General features: G+C 59.6%; 14 protein-coding genes. 8 read left to right on the forward strand and 6 right to left on the reverse strand.

Annotated elements, in window-relative coordinates; all coding sequences use genetic code 11:
* Nucleotides 1-3: 3 nt before the first annotated feature.
* Nucleotides 4-2346, reverse strand: coding sequence for a glucose/quinate/shikimate family membrane-bound PQQ-dependent dehydrogenase (locus ACQY1P_RS19815; RefSeq protein ID WP_430255063.1), 2343 nt, complete (start codon nt 2344-2346; stop codon nt 4-6).
* Between the two features lie 221 nt (nt 2347-2567).
* Between ACQY1P_RS19815 and ACQY1P_RS19820 the strand changes: the two genes are divergently transcribed.
* Complete coding sequence (locus ACQY1P_RS19820; protein ID WP_430255065.1) at nt 2568-3296, forward strand: glutathione S-transferase; 729 nt, start codon at nt 2568-2570, stop codon at nt 3294-3296.
* A 160-nt stretch (nt 3297-3456) separates the two neighbouring features.
* Here the strand turns inward: ACQY1P_RS19820 and ACQY1P_RS19825 are convergent, their stop codons facing one another.
* Nucleotides 3457-3963 carry a sigma-70 family RNA polymerase sigma factor gene (locus ACQY1P_RS19825; protein ID WP_244474083.1) on the reverse strand — a complete coding sequence of 169 codons (507 nt, stop codon included), beginning with the start codon at nt 3961-3963 and terminating at the stop codon, nt 3457-3459.
* A gap of 204 nt (nt 3964-4167) precedes the next feature.
* Here ACQY1P_RS19825 and ACQY1P_RS19830 point away from each other — a divergent pair, with 204 nt between their 5' ends.
* The 3 genes from ACQY1P_RS19830 to ACQY1P_RS19840 all read left to right on the forward strand — a co-directional run bounded on the left by ACQY1P_RS19830 (nt 4168) and on the right by ACQY1P_RS19840 (nt 5429).
* Entirely contained in the window at nt 4168-4389 is a 222-nt protein-coding gene (locus tag ACQY1P_RS19830) for a hypothetical protein (protein WP_062581961.1), read from the forward strand.
* 193 nt (nt 4390-4582) lie between these two features.
* A complete protein-coding gene (locus ACQY1P_RS19835) occupies nt 4583-4762 on the forward strand; it encodes a hypothetical protein (protein ID WP_062461446.1) in 180 nt (59 codons plus the stop codon).
* A 166-nt stretch (nt 4763-4928) separates the two neighbouring features.
* Nucleotides 4929-5429 carry a ferritin-like domain-containing protein gene (locus ACQY1P_RS19840; RefSeq protein ID WP_062461448.1) on the forward strand — a complete coding sequence of 167 codons (501 nt, stop codon included), beginning with the start codon at nt 4929-4931 and terminating at the stop codon, nt 5427-5429.
* A gap of 214 nt (nt 5430-5643) precedes the next feature.
* Here the strand turns inward: ACQY1P_RS19840 and ACQY1P_RS19845 are convergent, their stop codons facing one another.
* Nucleotides 5644-5883, reverse strand: a complete 240-nt coding sequence (locus ACQY1P_RS19845; RefSeq protein ID WP_139283771.1) for a hypothetical protein — start codon at nt 5881-5883, stop codon at nt 5644-5646.
* Between the two features lie 165 nt (nt 5884-6048).
* Here ACQY1P_RS19845 and ACQY1P_RS19850 point away from each other — a divergent pair, with 165 nt between their 5' ends.
* Together ACQY1P_RS19850 and glgA are read left to right on the forward strand one after the other, a co-directional pair.
* Nucleotides 6049-6414, forward strand: a complete 366-nt coding sequence (locus ACQY1P_RS19850; protein ID WP_430255067.1) for a DUF2934 domain-containing protein — start codon at nt 6049-6051, stop codon at nt 6412-6414.
* Between the two features lie 379 nt (nt 6415-6793).
* Nucleotides 6794-8269, forward strand: coding sequence for a glycogen synthase GlgA (glgA, locus tag ACQY1P_RS19855; protein WP_430255069.1), 1476 nt, complete (start codon nt 6794-6796; stop codon nt 8267-8269).
* Nucleotides 8270-8358: 89 nt separating this feature from the next.
* Here glgA and ACQY1P_RS19860 read toward each other — a convergent pair whose 3' ends face one another.
* Both ACQY1P_RS19860 and glgX read right to left on the reverse strand, forming a co-directional pair.
* Entirely contained in the window at nt 8359-9063 is a 705-nt protein-coding gene (locus ACQY1P_RS19860; RefSeq protein ID WP_184654490.1) for an SDR family oxidoreductase, read from the reverse strand.
* A gap of 174 nt (nt 9064-9237) precedes the next feature.
* A complete protein-coding gene (gene glgX, locus ACQY1P_RS19865) occupies nt 9238-11313 on the reverse strand; it encodes a glycogen debranching protein GlgX (protein ID WP_062461460.1) in 2076 nt (691 codons plus the stop codon).
* Between the two features lie 188 nt (nt 11314-11501).
* Here glgX and ACQY1P_RS19870 point away from each other — a divergent pair, with 188 nt between their 5' ends.
* Nucleotides 11502-11768 carry a hypothetical protein gene (locus ACQY1P_RS19870; protein ID WP_192077734.1) on the forward strand — a complete coding sequence of 89 codons (267 nt, stop codon included), beginning with the start codon at nt 11502-11504 and terminating at the stop codon, nt 11766-11768.
* Nucleotides 11769-12432: 664 nt separating this feature from the next.
* The gene (locus ACQY1P_RS19875; RefSeq protein WP_430255071.1) at nt 12433-12993 is read left to right on the forward strand and encodes a type 1 glutamine amidotransferase domain-containing protein; all 561 of its coding nucleotides are present in this window, start codon (nt 12433-12435) and stop codon (nt 12991-12993) included.
* 110 nt (nt 12994-13103) lie between these two features.
* On the opposite strand, the gene ACQY1P_RS19880 is transcribed toward ACQY1P_RS19875, so the two are convergent.
* Nucleotides 13104-14129: a DNA topoisomerase IB gene (locus tag ACQY1P_RS19880; RefSeq protein ID WP_430256749.1), complete on the reverse strand. Its 1026-nt coding sequence runs from the start codon at nt 14127-14129 to the stop codon at nt 13104-13106.
* Nucleotides 14130-14148 lie beyond the last annotated feature (19 nt).

A 14148-nucleotide genomic window follows, 5' to 3' on the forward strand; every position in this document is an offset into this window, starting at 1 on the left:
CGCTTAACGCGGCAGCGCGTAGGCGATGACGTAGTCGCCGGGTGTGGTGCCGACCGAGCCGTGGCCGCCAGCGACCATGACGACGAACTGGCGTCCGTCCTCGACCGCGTAGGTCATCGGCGTCGCCTGACCGCCGGCCGGAAGCCGGGCTTCCCAAAGCGTCTTGCCGTTCTTCAGGTCATAGGCACGCAGGTAGTTGTCGACGGCGGCACCGAGGAAGGCAACGCCACCCTTGGTGATCATCGGGCCACCGATGCCGGGAACGCCAACCTTGAACGGCAGCGGCAGCGGGGTCATGTCGTGGACAGTACCGTTGCGATGCTTGTAGGCGGTCTTGCCGGTGCGAAGATCGACGCCGGCGACATAACCCCATGGCGGTGCCTGGCAAGGAATGTTCAACGGACCGAGGAACGGACCCATCAACACGCCGTAAGGTGCGCCGTCATTGCGGTTGAGGCCCTGTTCCGAACCCTTTTCGTCCTGACCCTTCGCCGGGATATCCGCACGCGGAACCAGCTTGGAGGTAAAGGCGAGATAGGTCGGCATGCCGAACATCACCTGGCGTTCCGGATCGACTGCGACGGAGCCCCAGTTGAACGTGCCGAAATTGCCGGGATAGATGATCGAGCCGTTGAGCGACGGCGGGGTATAGCGACCCTCGTAGTTATACTGGTGGTACCAGATGCGGCACACCATCTGGTCGAGCATCGAAACGCCCCACATGTCGCTTTCCTTCAGCGGCTCCGGCTTGAAGGAGACGGCCGAGGTGGGCTGGGTCGGGGCCGTGAAATCTTCCGGAATGGCACCCTTCGGAGCAGGCTCTTCGGTGATCGGGAAGATCGGCTCGCCGGTGCGACGGTCGAGAACGTAGATGTCGCCCTGCTTGGTGGGGCCAACCAGCGCCGGCACCACGGAATTATCCGGGCGCGACAGGTCGATCAGCACCGGCTGGGCCGGCACGTCCATGTCCCAGAGATCGTGATGCACCGTCTGGCGGACCCAACGGTCGGCACCGGTGTTGATGTCGAGTGCGACGATCGAGGACGAGTATTTCTCGACGCTTTCCGAACGGTTCATGCCGAGCTGGTCGGGCACCTGGTTGCCGAGCGGAATGTAGACGAGGCCGAGTTCCTCATCGACCGAGAACACCGACCAGCTGTTGGGCGAATTGGTCGTGTAGGTCTGGCCCTCGGCAATCGGCTGGGTCTGGCTCGGATTGCCCGAATCCCAGTTCCAGATCAGTGCGCCGGTGTTGACGTCGAAGGCGCGGATGACGCCGGACTGTTCCTGCGTCGAGTAGTTGTCGTTGACGGCGCCGCCGATGATGATCTTGTTGCCGACGATCGCAGGCGGCGATGTGGAATAGTAGTAGCCGGCCGGATTGTGCTGCATGCCGGTTTCCAGACGCAGCGTGCCGTTCTGCGCAAAGGCCGGGCAGACCTGACCGTTGGCCGCATCAAGCGCGATCAAACGGGCATCGGATGTCGGGAGATAGACGCGCTCGGCGCATGCGGAACCGGCAGCGGCCGCCTGGTCCTTGTAATAACTGACGCCGCGGCAGGTCTGGTGCTGGCGGTCCGGGTTCATGCCGGAATTCGGGTCGTAGCGCCACTTCTCCTTGCCGGTCGTCGCATCGAGCGCGATGGCGAGATTGTGCGGCGTGCAGAGATAAAGCGAGCTGCCGACCTTGAGCGGCGTGACCTGATAGGTCGTCTCGCCCACGTCGTCCGGCCGCTTCACGTCACCGGTCTGGTAGCGCCAGACTTCCGTGAGGTTGGCAACGTTGTCCACATTGACCTGGTCGAGCGGCGAATAGCGCTGGCCATAGGGCGTGCGGCCATACTGGTGCCATTCGCCATCCGGCACATCACCGCCGAGCTTCGGGGCGGCTGCGACCGACTGGTCCGGTAGCTCACCGCTCTGGTCGTAGGGGTCAAAGAACATCGAGGCGACGGCGACGACCACGGCAATGACCGAGGCGATGGCCAGCGGTACGGCACTGGCGCTGTATTGCATGCCGGATGGGCTGAGAAAGCCGAGCGGCTTGCGGATCCACGGTGTCAGCAGCCAGAAGCCGAGGACGATGATGAGACCGCCGCGCGGGCCGAGCTGCCACCAGTCGAAACCGACTTCCCAAAGCGCCCAGACGAGCGAAACGATGACAATACCGGCATAGACATGCAGTGCCGCGCGTTTCTTAAGGAAAAGCAGAATGGCGGTCAGCACAAAGGCAAGGCCGCAGATGAGATAATAAACACTACCCCCCAGCATGACGAGCTGTCCGCCGCCGATGGCGAGAGCGAGCCCGAGCAGGGTGAAGATGATGGCGGTGATCTTGAGAGCCATGGTGGTTTCCGTTCCGAACTGAAGACGGGCATTATAGGTGGCAAGCCGGACATTCAGCCGGTGTCGCGTGGTAATCTAGCGCTCTCCGGAGATGTTCAAGATACGATACGGAATGCCAGCCGTGCAGAAGTGCGAGAACAAACGGGCGCTCTGCTCGTTCGGAAAGAGAACGCCGCAGCGATCGACGGCGACCCACTCAAACAGGGATTGCAAGCACAGCCATGGCATATGAACTCTACTACTGGGACGGCCTGCAGGGTCGCGGCGAATTCGTCAGACTGGCGCTGGAAGACGCCGGTGCGGACTATCTCGACGTGGCGAGAACCACGGACGGGTCCGAAAAGATGATGAATTACCTGAAGGGCAGCCAAGCCTATCCCGACCTGCCATTCGCTCCGCCGTTTCTGAGAGACGGCGAGATCGTCGTCTCGCATGTCGCCAACATCCTGCACTATCTCGGCCCGAAGCTCGGGCTTGCTCCCGATGACGAACGGTTGCGTGTTTTTGCGCAGGGTCTGCAGCTGACGATCACCGACTTCGTGGCCGAGGTTCACGACACCCACCATCCGATCAGCACCGGGGACTATTACGAGGATCAGAAGCCGGAGGCCAAGGCGCGCACAAAGGCGTTTCTTGCGCAGCGGATGCCAAAGTTTCTCGGTTATTTCGACGGCGTGATCGGATCAAACCCGACCGGCGAAGGCTGGGCTGTCGGCGGCGCCATCACCTATGTGGACCTGTCGCTCTTCCAGATCGCCGAAGGGTTGACCTACGCTTTCCCGCGAGCGATGGCATCGCTGGACAGCCGGTATCCGAACGTGGCCAGACTTCGCGACGCCGTTGGGAAAAGGCCGAGGGTCGCTGCCTATCTCAAATCGAAGCGCCGCATCGCTTTCAACGAGAGCGGCATCTTTCGACACTATCCCGAACTCGACGAGGATCCGGCGTAGGCGCTTTGGCGCCTTGACGTTTCTGCCTAGATAAATGCGAAGACAGGAGCGACCGTAGCAATCATGATCGCGGTCGCGATCAGTACAAACTTCATGTCCTTGCGCTCCTGGGCATTGATGGCTGCCTCTTCGGGCAGCCGCGTTTGGATGACGAGCGGGGTTATCTTGCTTCCTCCCCCAGTTCCTGAAGGATCTGGTGCCGTGCGCGATTGAGACGGCTCTTTACAGTTCCAACAGCGCAGCCGCAGATTTCGGCTGTTGCCTCGTAGCTCTCACCGAGAATGGCAACCAGCGTCAGTACCTCGCGGTAATGGGGAGGCAGCTTTACGAGAGCGTCGCGAACTTCCTTCGCCCTGATTGCCATTTCCTGCGAAGCAGCTATCGGCGTATCGCCCGACACGTTTTCTTCGAGCCCTGGAGCCTCGCGGCCTAAAATCTTGGATCGGGTATAGAACGTGTTGCGCATGATGGTGAAGAGCCAGGACTTCAGCCGCGTGCCGCGCTCGAACTTGTCGAGGTTGGCCAGCGCCTTCATCAGTGTTTCCTGCACGAGATCGTCGGCATCCGTCGTATTGCGGCAGAACGTACGCGCGAAGGCACGAAGCGCCGGTATAAGCTTCACGATATCTGCCCGCGCAGGATCGCCATTCAACTGTGATTCAGACACCGTTGCCTACCTCTCCCAAGTCTCGACGGCCGGATTGACTTCTGCAAACGCGTGCCCCTTCATTTTGGTTCCGCCCTCTCAACCCCACCCGGAGATTGCCGGCAGATCACCTTGAAAATATGGGGCTCTTGCCGGCCTGCCGGAACAAACTGAAGCAGCAAGCCGTTTTTTCAGCATCATCGGCAACGCCAAGGAGGGAATGTCATGAGCTTTACCGACAAAACCAACGACAACGACCAGAACAGCGCACAGAGCGACGAGTGGAAGGCCAAGAAGGCTGAGCAGTCGGCGCGCGAAAAGGGCAGCGACGCTGACCTCGAACAGCAGCTCGACGAGGGCCTGGAAGATACGTTTCCGGCGAGCGATCCGGTCGCCGCAACAATAACGTCCATTCCGGCCGGCACCCCGGAGCCGCCGAAGAACTGATACCGACCCGGACCATTGGAACAAAGTGGGCGGCCTCCGAATAGGAGGTCGCCCTTTTTCATTCTTCGCTGTGACTTTTTCGGGATATCCGAAATTAATCTTATTGGTATAAGAGGTTTCTAAAGGGCTCGGGAATGCGGGCGAAAGCGTCCGGCAGAGGGTGTTTTCGGTGGCGGTGACGTCAGAGGTCGGAATGAAGAAGCAGAGCAAGCCGGTGGAAGAAAAAGACGCGAGTTTCGGACGCAGCGTCAACCGCAAGGTTTCCGTTCTGTTGGCGGAGATCGAGAAGGAAGACGTGCCCGATCGCCTGCTCGGTCTTGCCCTGCAGCTTCAGAAGGAATTGTCCGAAAAGCTCGACGGTAAAGGCAGCTGACCGCCTGACCTCGAGATGAGCGCCCGCCGGCGCATGCGCGAACATCTGATCTGCGGACCAACCGCAAGCTGTCGCCCCATCTCAACCTTTTTCACAAATATGTGAGGAACTTTCAGCTTCTGCTTTGGTTCATTGGGTGCGAATTCGACTCTCAAGGAGATCCACCATGGCTAAAGACAAAACCCTCGAAGACCTGTTCTACGAAACGCTGAAGGACATCTACTACGCCGAGCGCCAGATCGTGAAAGCGCTGCCGAAAATGGCCCGCGGTGCCCAGGATCCGAAGCTGAAGGCCGCTTTCGAGACCCATAAGGAAGAGACCGAAGGCCAGATCGAACGCTTGAAGCAGGTTTTCGAACTGATCGGCAAGCGCGCTCAGGGCAAGACCTGCGACGCGATCGAAGGCATCCTGTCCGAAGGCGAGGAAATCCTCGAAGAATTCAAGGGCACATCGGCTCTCGACGCCGGCCTTCTGGCCGCTGCGCAGGCAGTCGAACACTATGAGATCAGCCGTTACGGCACGCTGCGCACATGGGCGACCGAACTCGGCCTGAAGGACGTAGCAAAGCTTCTCGACGAGACGCTTGCCGAAGAAAGCAAGACCGACGAAGCGCTGTCTGCACTGGCACAGTCCACCGTCAACGCCGCTGCCAAGAAGGCAGCCTGATCGCCACAGCGACAAACGCCCGGTCACCAGATCGGGCGCTTCTTCGCGAACGTGACGCCAGAAAAACGAAAAGGTCCGGCACATGCCGGACTTTTTTGGATTGAGTTGCGACCAGCGACATCGGCGCCCGGACTATCGCCAAAACAAAACGCTCCGCAGTCCCACAGGATTGCGAAGACGTATGAATGACGTGGCAGCTAGAAAATGGTGTCAATCAACTATGGTAAGCGGCTTTCGGAATGCCGGATTTCGGCAGCATTTCGATCGGAGCCATCTTTCCATCCACACCAAGCCTGCGGAAAACTCCGGCATGGAATCGTCCACGCCGCAGCAGTTGGACCTTCGCCGCCTCCACGGCAAGTTCCACTGTATGGAAGTACGAAGTTGAATGTACCCCGTCAATTACATAGACCCAGCCCGTTGCGTCTGGAACAATATCGCAGTAGTTTTGCATTGCAGCGTCTCCTCCCGGCGGTCTCGAACGCGTAACTCCTCGAATAGTTCCGTCCGGTCGGTTGTTTGTGCCAACACGATTTGAATCAATCGAATTTCTGTCGTGAAATCCATGGAACTTATTCCCAACAAGGTCGTTTCGGCTTTTGGGTGAATGGAGACAAAGATGGCTGATTCCGAACAAGACTGGATCAAGCACCGCGCGTATGCGCTCTGGGAGGAAGAGGGGTATCCTTCAGGCAAAGATACGGAGCACTGGGAGCGCGCCAAACTGGAGTTTGCGACGCTGAAGCCGACTGCGTCGGCACCGGCCGCCCACGAACAGCCTGCAGCATCCGCGCCGAAACTGCCCACCGCAAATGCCAAGGAATCCACCGCCAAAGCAGCTAAGCCTGCCAAGTCAGCGGCGGCGGGGTCCGAAAAATCGAAAAAAGCGCTCGCCTCCGAGGCCTCAAGCGAAAAGAAGTCCGTGCCGGTTTCTCCGGCCCCGGTTCCCGCGGGCAAACAGCCTGCCAAGAAGCGGTCCCGATAGGCCGGGCTGGCCTTTGACGCCAGCCGGGTCACGCAGACAAGAGCGGACATGACGGGCCGCGGCAGTCTCTGCCGCGGGGTAATCATTACATCTGAAAGACGGCAATGGCTTTTGCGTATTCGTGTATTTCTCTGACTGGTTTTCCCATTTCGGCGGTCGCTGACACAGGTCTCCCCTCCGGCACTGATGTGAAATGGCATGGACAAGGGTGGGAGTTGGCATGATGGACGCGTACGGCCCCTTGGATGGCCCCATCGAAATAGCATCAGTTGATGACCCGGTTGCCAGTCAGAGTACTGACCGTTCGCACTCGTCGGACGCCGTTCCCGGGCGTAGCACGCAGCGGAGCCTTGGGGGACGCAGTGGGGAAAATTTCGCGATGAAAGTATTGTCGGTCACCTCGGAAATCTTCCCGCTGGTCAAGACCGGCGGATTGGCCGATGTGACAGGATCGCTGCCGAAGGCGCTTGCTGCCCTCGGGATCGATACCATAACGCTCATTCCGGGTTATCCGAAAGTGATGGCCCAGGTAAGCTCCGGCGTGACGCCGCTTGCTCTGTTCGACGACCTGCTCGGTACCCGCGCGTCGCTGCTGCATGTGAAAATCGAAGGCCTGAACCTGTTCGTGCTCGACGCGCCGGAACTCTATGACCGGCTTGGCGGACCTTATGTCGACGAGCATGGCAACGACCACCACGACAACTGGCGGCGCTTCGCAGCTCTGTCGAAGGCTGCGGCGGAAATCGCCGGTGGGCTTCTCCCGGGTTTCGTACCCGATGTCGTTCATACCCATGACTGGCAATCGGCGATGACGTCGGTCTACATGCGCGAAATGGGCTGCGCCATTCCGAGCGTGATCACCATCCACAACATCGCGTTCCAGGGCCAGTATTCCGCAGACATCCTTCCCGCGATCGGCCTTCCCAGCTCGCTGTTTTCAATCAACGGGATCGAATATTTCGGTGGCATCAGCTACCTGAAGGGCGGATTGCTGACGGCCGACGCGATCACCACGGTCAGCCCCACCTATGCCAGGGAGATCCTCACGCCGCGTTTCGGCATGGGCCTTGACGGTGTCCTGAACGAGCGCGTGACCGTGTTGCGCGGCATCGTCAACGGCACAGACCTCGACATCTGGGACCCGGCAACGGATCCGCATATTCCGCGCAATTACGATGTCTCCTCGCTGAAGCGCAAGCGCGACAACAAGACCGTATTGATGGAAAAGTTCGGGCTCGACCCTGAAGGCAACGGACCGATCTTTTCCGCCGTCAGCCGCCTCACCTGGCAAAAGGGTTTCGACATGTTCGCCGATACGGCGGACGAGGTCATCCACAATGGCGGCCATATCATCGTGTTCGGCCAGGGTGACAAGGATATCGAACAGGCGCTGCTGGATACGGCTGCGCGCTATCCCGGCAAGATGGCCGTCCACATCGGCTACGACGAACCGACCGCGCATCTCATCCATGCCGGTTCGGACGCGATCGTGCAGCCATCGCGGTTCGAGCCCTGCGGCCTGACGCAACTCTACGCGCTTCGCTACGGCACCGTGCCCGTCGTCTCGCGCACCGGCGGGCTGTCGGAAACCATCATCGATGCGAATGATGCGGCGATGTCGGCACGGGTTGCGACCGGCTTCCAGTTCCACCCTGTGACGACCGACGGACTGCGTCTCGCGCTGCGCCGGGCCATGCACGCCTACCAGGAACCAAAAATGTGGGCCCGGTTGCAGAACCAGGCGATGAAGGCGAAATTCTCCTGGGAGCGCAGCGCCCAGCAATACGCCACCGTCTACACCAACCTGGTGCGCAAGGCCGGCAACTCCTCCGCGGATCGACGAGCGAGCTACTGATCCGGCAGGTGCCGTGATCGGCACCTGCGTCGTTTGATTCCTTGACGAACACGGCGCACACAGCGTTCGGCTAACGAGAACCGCAGGTCTCAGACCGACCGCGTCAAACCACCGTCCACCTTCAGGTTCTGCCCGGTGATGTACCCGGCACCTTCGGATGCCAGGAATGCCACGGTTGCGGCGATTTCCTCGCTTGTGCCGTAGCGCTTCATCGGCACGCTGTCGCGCCGGTCATCGGTTGCCGGCAGGCTGTCGATCCATCCGGGCAAAACGTTGTTGATGCGCACATTGTCGGCCGCATAGGTATCTGCAAAGATTTTCGTATAAGCGGCGAGCCCGGCGCGAAACACGGCCGATGTCGGGAACATTGCAGAGGGCTCGAACGCCCAGGCAGTCGAGATATTGACGATAGAGCCCGATTTCTGAGCCTGCATGATCGGCGCCACCAGCCGCACTGGACGGATGACGTTGAGCAGATAGACATCGAGGCCGGTATGCCACTGGTCGTCGGTGATCTCGACGATCTGTGCACGCGGTCCGTGGGCGGCGCTGTTGACCAGCACATCGATCCGTCCCCATGTCTCCATAGTCGCATCAACGAGCCGCTTGAGATCGTCGTTGGACTGGTTGGAGCCGGTGATGCCGAGTCCCCCGAGTTCCTGCGCCAAGACCTCACCCTTACCGGACGAGGAGAGGATCGCTACCTTGAACCCATCGGCCGCGAGCTTCTTCGCAGACGCCGCTCCCATACCGCTTCCGCCCGCTGTGACGATCGCTACCTTTTCTGCCGACATACTGTGCTTCCCTTCCCTGCATCGTGGTGTGAACAGAGACATAGCATGAGGAAAAGCTGTCATCGAATGAGTTCGGCTGAAGGCTGGTGAGTTCTGCCCTTGGGGCATACCACCCAAACGAAAAACCCCGCCGGAGACCGGCGGGGCTTGGAGATCAGAGTATTCAGGCTGCCATCACGGACGGCGGAACAGTGCCAGGCTGCGGCCTTCGAGTTCGAAGTCCCGTTCCTTGGTGATCACGAGACCCTTCTTGGAATAATCCGATGTGGTCATCTCCAGCACCCAGCCACCTTCGCCGAACTGCGGGATCTGGAACGGCACGTTGCCTTCGAACGGGTTGAACAGCAGCAGCACGTCGTGCCAGATGCCTTCCTCTTCCTTCAGGTCGCCACGGCCAATGTACAGACCGATCGTCGAGCCTTCGTCCCACTGTTCGGAGGTCTGGAAACCACCGCCGGCGTTGAACCACTTGATGTCCATGCCATCGCGCCAGTTCTCGCGGCGCAGCAATGGCTGCTCGTGCCGGAGCTTGATGATCTGGCGGGTAAACTCGCGCAGCTGCTCGTTGCTTTCAGGCAGGTTTTCCCAGGCAACCCAGGAGATCTCGCTGTCCTGGCAGTAGCCGTTGTTATTGCCGAGCTGGCTGCGACCGAACTCGTCACCGGCCAGCAGCATCGGCGTGCCGTGCGAGAACATGAGCGTGGCGAGGAAGTTGCGCTTCTGGCGCTCACGCACCGCGTTGATGCCCTCGTCTTCCGTCGGGCCTTCCTCACCGTAATTGTAGCTACGGTTGTCGTTATGGCCGTCGTTATTGTCCTCGCCGTTCTCGTCGTTGTGCTTCTCGTTGTACGAAACCATGTCGTTCAAGGTGAAGCCGTCATGGGCGGTGATAAAGTTGACCGATGCCCAGGGACGACGACCGCGCTGATCGTAGAGATCGCCGGAACCGAGAAGGCGCGCCGCAAAGTCCGTCGAGACGTTGTCGCCCTTCCAGTATTCGCGCACCGTATCGCGGTACTTGTCGTTCCATTCGGCCCAGCCTGGCGGAAAGCCGCCGACCTGGTAGCCGCCCGGACCGATATCCCAGGGCTCGCCGATCAGCTTGACCTTGGAAAGGACCGGATCCTGCGTGATGGCATCGAAGAAGCCACCGCGCTCGTTGAAGCCTTCCGGCTCGCGACCGAGAATGGTGCCAAGATCGAAGCGGAAGCCGTCGATGTGCATGGCTTCAGCCCAGTAGCGCAGCGAGTCGGTGACCATCTGCAGAACGCGCGGATGCGAGGTGTTGACCGTATTACCGGTGCCCGTGTCGTTGATGTAGTAACGATGCTGGTCGGGCATGGTGCGGTAGTAGGAGAAGTTGTCGATGCCCTTGAACGACAGGGTCGGTCCAAGCTCGTTGCCTTCGGCGGTGTGGTTGTAGACCACGTCGAGAATGACCTCGACGCCGGCATCGTGGAAGTTCCGCACCATCTCGCGGAAACCCTGGATGCCCTTCGGCCCGAAGTAGCGCGAGGCCGGCGAGAAGAAGTTAAGGGTGTTGTAGCCCCAGAAATTCTTCAGGCCACGATCGAGCAGGTGCTGGTCATCCGGGAAGGAGTGGACCGGCAGCAGCTCCACCGAGGTGATGCCGAGGTTCTTGATGTAGTCGACCGTCGCCTTGTGCCCCATGCCTTCATACGTGCCGCGCAGATCGATCGGAACGCCGGGATTGAGCTGGGTGAAGCCCTTCACATGCGTTTCATAGAGGACTGTCTGTGGCCAGCTGATCTTCGGACGGTTGTTGTCGTGCCAGTCGAAATTCGGGTCGATGACAACGCCCTTCGGCGTGTAGGGACCGCTGTCGCGTTCGTCGAAGGTCAGGTCCTTGTCTTCGGCAAGGAGATCATAGGCAAAATGTGCCTCGTTCCACTCAACGTCGCCGAACAGTTCGCGTGCATAGGGGTCGATCAGCAGCTTGTTGGGGTTGAAGCGATGGCCGTTTTCCGGGTCATAGGGGCCATGGACGCGGTAGCCGTAGAGGGCGCCGGGCTTCAGGCCGGGGATATAGCCGTGCCAGATCTCGTGGGTGTATTCCGGCAGTTCGAGGCGGGCGATTTCCACCTTGCCGCTCGGGTCGTACAGGCAAAGTTCGACGCGCTCGGCATGCGCCGAGAAAATCGCAAAGTTGACGCCATCGCCGTCGTAATTTGCACCCAGCTGAAGCCAGGAACCCGGGTGAACGACAAAGTGGCTCGATTTCGTATCCATATTTCCCCGCTGGTCATACCAATTGAAACTTTCGCCTATAGAAGGTGCGAGGCTGCAATTCGTTCCAGAGGCCCTGTAATTTAGGAGGTTTCGCAAGTTGCCCGCGAAATTTTGAGGGCGGCACGCGTTTCCGGATGGGCCGCCTCCCCTATCTCTCTAATGGTACCCATAACAGCAGGGAGAAGACCATGACGACCATGCCCCCGGAAGAGCTCGAAGGCCGGCTGAACGCGCATCGCGAACTGATGATCGATTTGATCGCTGCAATGATTGGCGGCGAGCTGACGACCACCCGTTTCGTGCAGCGGCTGCGTGACGACGCCACATTCAAGGACAACGAGGAAGATCCTGGTTTCTCCCCCGATGGTGCCTTCGCGATCGAAAACGCCATGGCCCGCGAAGTGCGCTCGGTGCTGGAAGCTGCACGTGCAAGGGCAGAAGCCGACAAGAGTTAATCAAATTTTATGAATAAGGCCGTTTCGCCGCATTTGTGGCCATTTCGTGGAACCATGATTCCGTATCGCAGTTGATAGGCTTTAGGAGTGTGGCGGGAGGCAATCATGGTCAAGGAATGGATCGAGGCTGCAGGTTTCGTGATGGTCATCGCGGCCTGTTACATGATGGTCGTTCCGATCTAGCGATCGACCGGTCATCCCATTGACTGACACCAGCGACACATGACTGTGGCTGGCCTCTTCGCTGACGCCAACTTTTTATCGGCGAGACTTCCTGTGAGCTTGGCGCGTTCGAGCCGTTCAGTAACGTAACATTACATCGTGTAAGATCTGGAACGAAATGACACCGGTCGGGTTGGACATCCAGTGACCGGGCGAAAAACCTTGTGTTCACGACGGGAGATCCATCATGCATCACGTTCTGACAATGCTGAAGAACCGGTTCCTTTCGCATCGCAGCTTCGGCCATCCAAAGCATCTTGCGGCCAAAAGCCCGCAAGAGCTTAGGGTCCTTGTGCCCGATGCCGTCGTACTGCCGCTTCCCAGAACAGCGCGAGAGGAGATCAGTGTCCCCGCGTCTATCAATGGCAGGGATCTCTCGACTGGCCGCCTTTAACCGGGCCGGCCCACGACAACAGTCCATGACAATAAAAAGGAGTGAAACATGGCTCACATGAAGTCCGCTTCCATCCTGATTCTTGCAACCGACGGCTATGAGCGCTCGGAGCTCCGGTTTCCGCTCGATGAACTGCGCAAACGTGGTGCTGACGTGAAGATCGCTTCGATCAAGTCTGGAGAAATCAGAAGCTGGGACGAGACCGACTGGGGTGACTCTGTCGCGGTCGACCTTGAAGCGAAGGACGTCAAGGCAAGCGATTTCGATGCGCTGGTTCTGCCCGGCGGACAGATCAATCCCGATGTGCTGCGCAAGGATGAAACGGCGATCAGCGTCGTGCGAGATTTTGTGGCGAGCGGCAAGCCTGTTGCTGCCATCTGCCATGGTCCATGGCTGCTGATAGAGGCGGATGCCCTGCGTGGCCGCAAGGCGACCTCCTACCCGTCGATCCGGACCGACGTTCGCAATGCAGGCGCGTCCTGGCAGGACGAAGCCGTGGTCTGCGATAACGGCATCATCACATCGCGGTCGCCCGACGACCTGCAGCAGTTCGTCGACAAGATCGTCGAGGAAGTCAACGAAGGCCGTCACAACAGACAGGCCGCTTGATTGCAGGATGACTGGTAACGAAAGCCCGCTCCGACATGGTCGGTGCGGGCTTTCTCTTGTCTGGGTGACACGAGATCATACGCTGGCTGATGGAGCGAGAACCGGTCCGGTCAGGTCTGTTCCTGCTTCAGGAATGCCAGAAGCCGGCGCTCGTTCATGCGCAGACCACGGCGGCCGTCCGTCGGCAGGGTCTTCGCGTTCATGATCTTTTCGAGCGGCGAGACATCCTCGGCAAGGCCCAGGATCTGCGGATGGATGTAGCTGGTGCGGCAGACGGCAGGCGTGTTGTGCAGCGCTTCGGAAGCCGCGTTGCACAGTGCCTTGATCTTGGGGCGGTGTCCGTCCTCAGCCATTGTATTCCAGGCTGACATGAAGGCTGCGAGGCTTCCGCCCCAGGTGCGGAACGTCTTCGCCGTGACCGGAAAGCCGGCGGCCTTGGCGAGATAGGCGTTAAGCCGGCCAGAATCGATCGGTCGCGGCGTACCGTGTTCATCGGGAAACGAAAACAGCTGGCGTCCCGGAAGGTCGGCGACATCTTCCAGGATACGTTGGAGACGCGGATGTTTCAGCGTGTGCTGCACCCGCTTGCCACCCTTGGCGGTGAATTTCAAAAGGATACCGTCGCCGGACAAAATCATGTGCCGCTTCAGAAGCGTCGTTGCGCCATAGGTGCGGTTTTCCTTGGCATAGGCGCGGTTACCGACCCTCAGATGCGTCATATCCATCAGCGCCACAAGCGCTGCGATCACCGCCTCGGACTTGTCGAGACCATGCGACAGATCGCGGGCAGCTCTGGACCTGATGCGCGGCAAGGCCTCGCCAAACTGGGCAAGCTGGTCGAACTTTCGCTCGCTGCGGAAATTCTGCCAGTCCGTGTGATAGCGATACTGCTTGCGGCCGCGGCTGTCATAGCCGGTTGCCTGGAGATGGCCGCTGGCATCAAGGCAGATCCAGACGTTTTCGTAAGCTGGCGGCAGGCCGAGTGCGGAAATGCGGGTATGGTGGTCATCCTCGACCAGCAAGCCACCATCCGGCAACCGATAACTGAACCCCTTGCCGCGTCGTTCCCGCCGAATGCCGGGTTCGGTATCGTTGACATAGGTGAGGCCGATCGTCTTGAGAGACTCGACGTCAATTTCAATGGTGCTGACTAAC

This window comes from Neorhizobium sp. DAR64872/K0K18 (genome assembly GCF_050500175.1).
Classification (GTDB): Bacteria; Pseudomonadota; Alphaproteobacteria; order Rhizobiales; family Rhizobiaceae; genus Neorhizobium; species Neorhizobium soli.

What these genes read in the sequence shown, in the direction of transcription:
- ACQY1P_RS19815 (WP_430255063.1), bottom strand. Translation starts at nt 2,346, where the DNA reads ATGGCTCTCAAGATCACCGCCATCATCTTCACCCTGCTCGGGCTCGCT.
- ACQY1P_RS19870 (WP_192077734.1), top strand. Translation starts at nt 11,502, where the DNA reads ATGACGACCATGCCCCCGGAAGAGCTCGAAGGCCGGCTGAACGCGCAT.
- glgX (WP_062461460.1), bottom strand. Translation starts at nt 11,313, where the DNA reads ATGGATACGAAATCGAGCCACTTTGTCGTTCACCCGGGTTCCTGGCTT.
- ACQY1P_RS19835 (WP_062461446.1), top strand. Translation starts at nt 4,583, where the DNA reads ATGAAGAAGCAGAGCAAGCCGGTGGAAGAAAAAGACGCGAGTTTCGGA.
- glgA (WP_430255069.1), top strand. Translation starts at nt 6,794, where the DNA reads ATGAAAGTATTGTCGGTCACCTCGGAAATCTTCCCGCTGGTCAAGACC.
- ACQY1P_RS19820 (WP_430255065.1), top strand. Translation starts at nt 2,568, where the DNA reads ATGGCATATGAACTCTACTACTGGGACGGCCTGCAGGGTCGCGGCGAA.
- ACQY1P_RS19830 (WP_062581961.1), top strand. Translation starts at nt 4,168, where the DNA reads ATGAGCTTTACCGACAAAACCAACGACAACGACCAGAACAGCGCACAG.
- ACQY1P_RS19860 (WP_184654490.1), bottom strand. Translation starts at nt 9,063, where the DNA reads ATGTCGGCAGAAAAGGTAGCGATCGTCACAGCGGGCGGAAGCGGTATG.
- ACQY1P_RS19845 (WP_139283771.1), bottom strand. Translation starts at nt 5,883, where the DNA reads ATGCAAAACTACTGCGATATTGTTCCAGACGCAACGGGCTGGGTCTAT.
- ACQY1P_RS19850 (WP_430255067.1), top strand. Translation starts at nt 6,049, where the DNA reads ATGGCTGATTCCGAACAAGACTGGATCAAGCACCGCGCGTATGCGCTC.
- ACQY1P_RS19875 (WP_430255071.1), top strand. Translation starts at nt 12,433, where the DNA reads ATGGCTCACATGAAGTCCGCTTCCATCCTGATTCTTGCAACCGACGGC.
- ACQY1P_RS19840 (WP_062461448.1), top strand. Translation starts at nt 4,929, where the DNA reads ATGGCTAAAGACAAAACCCTCGAAGACCTGTTCTACGAAACGCTGAAG.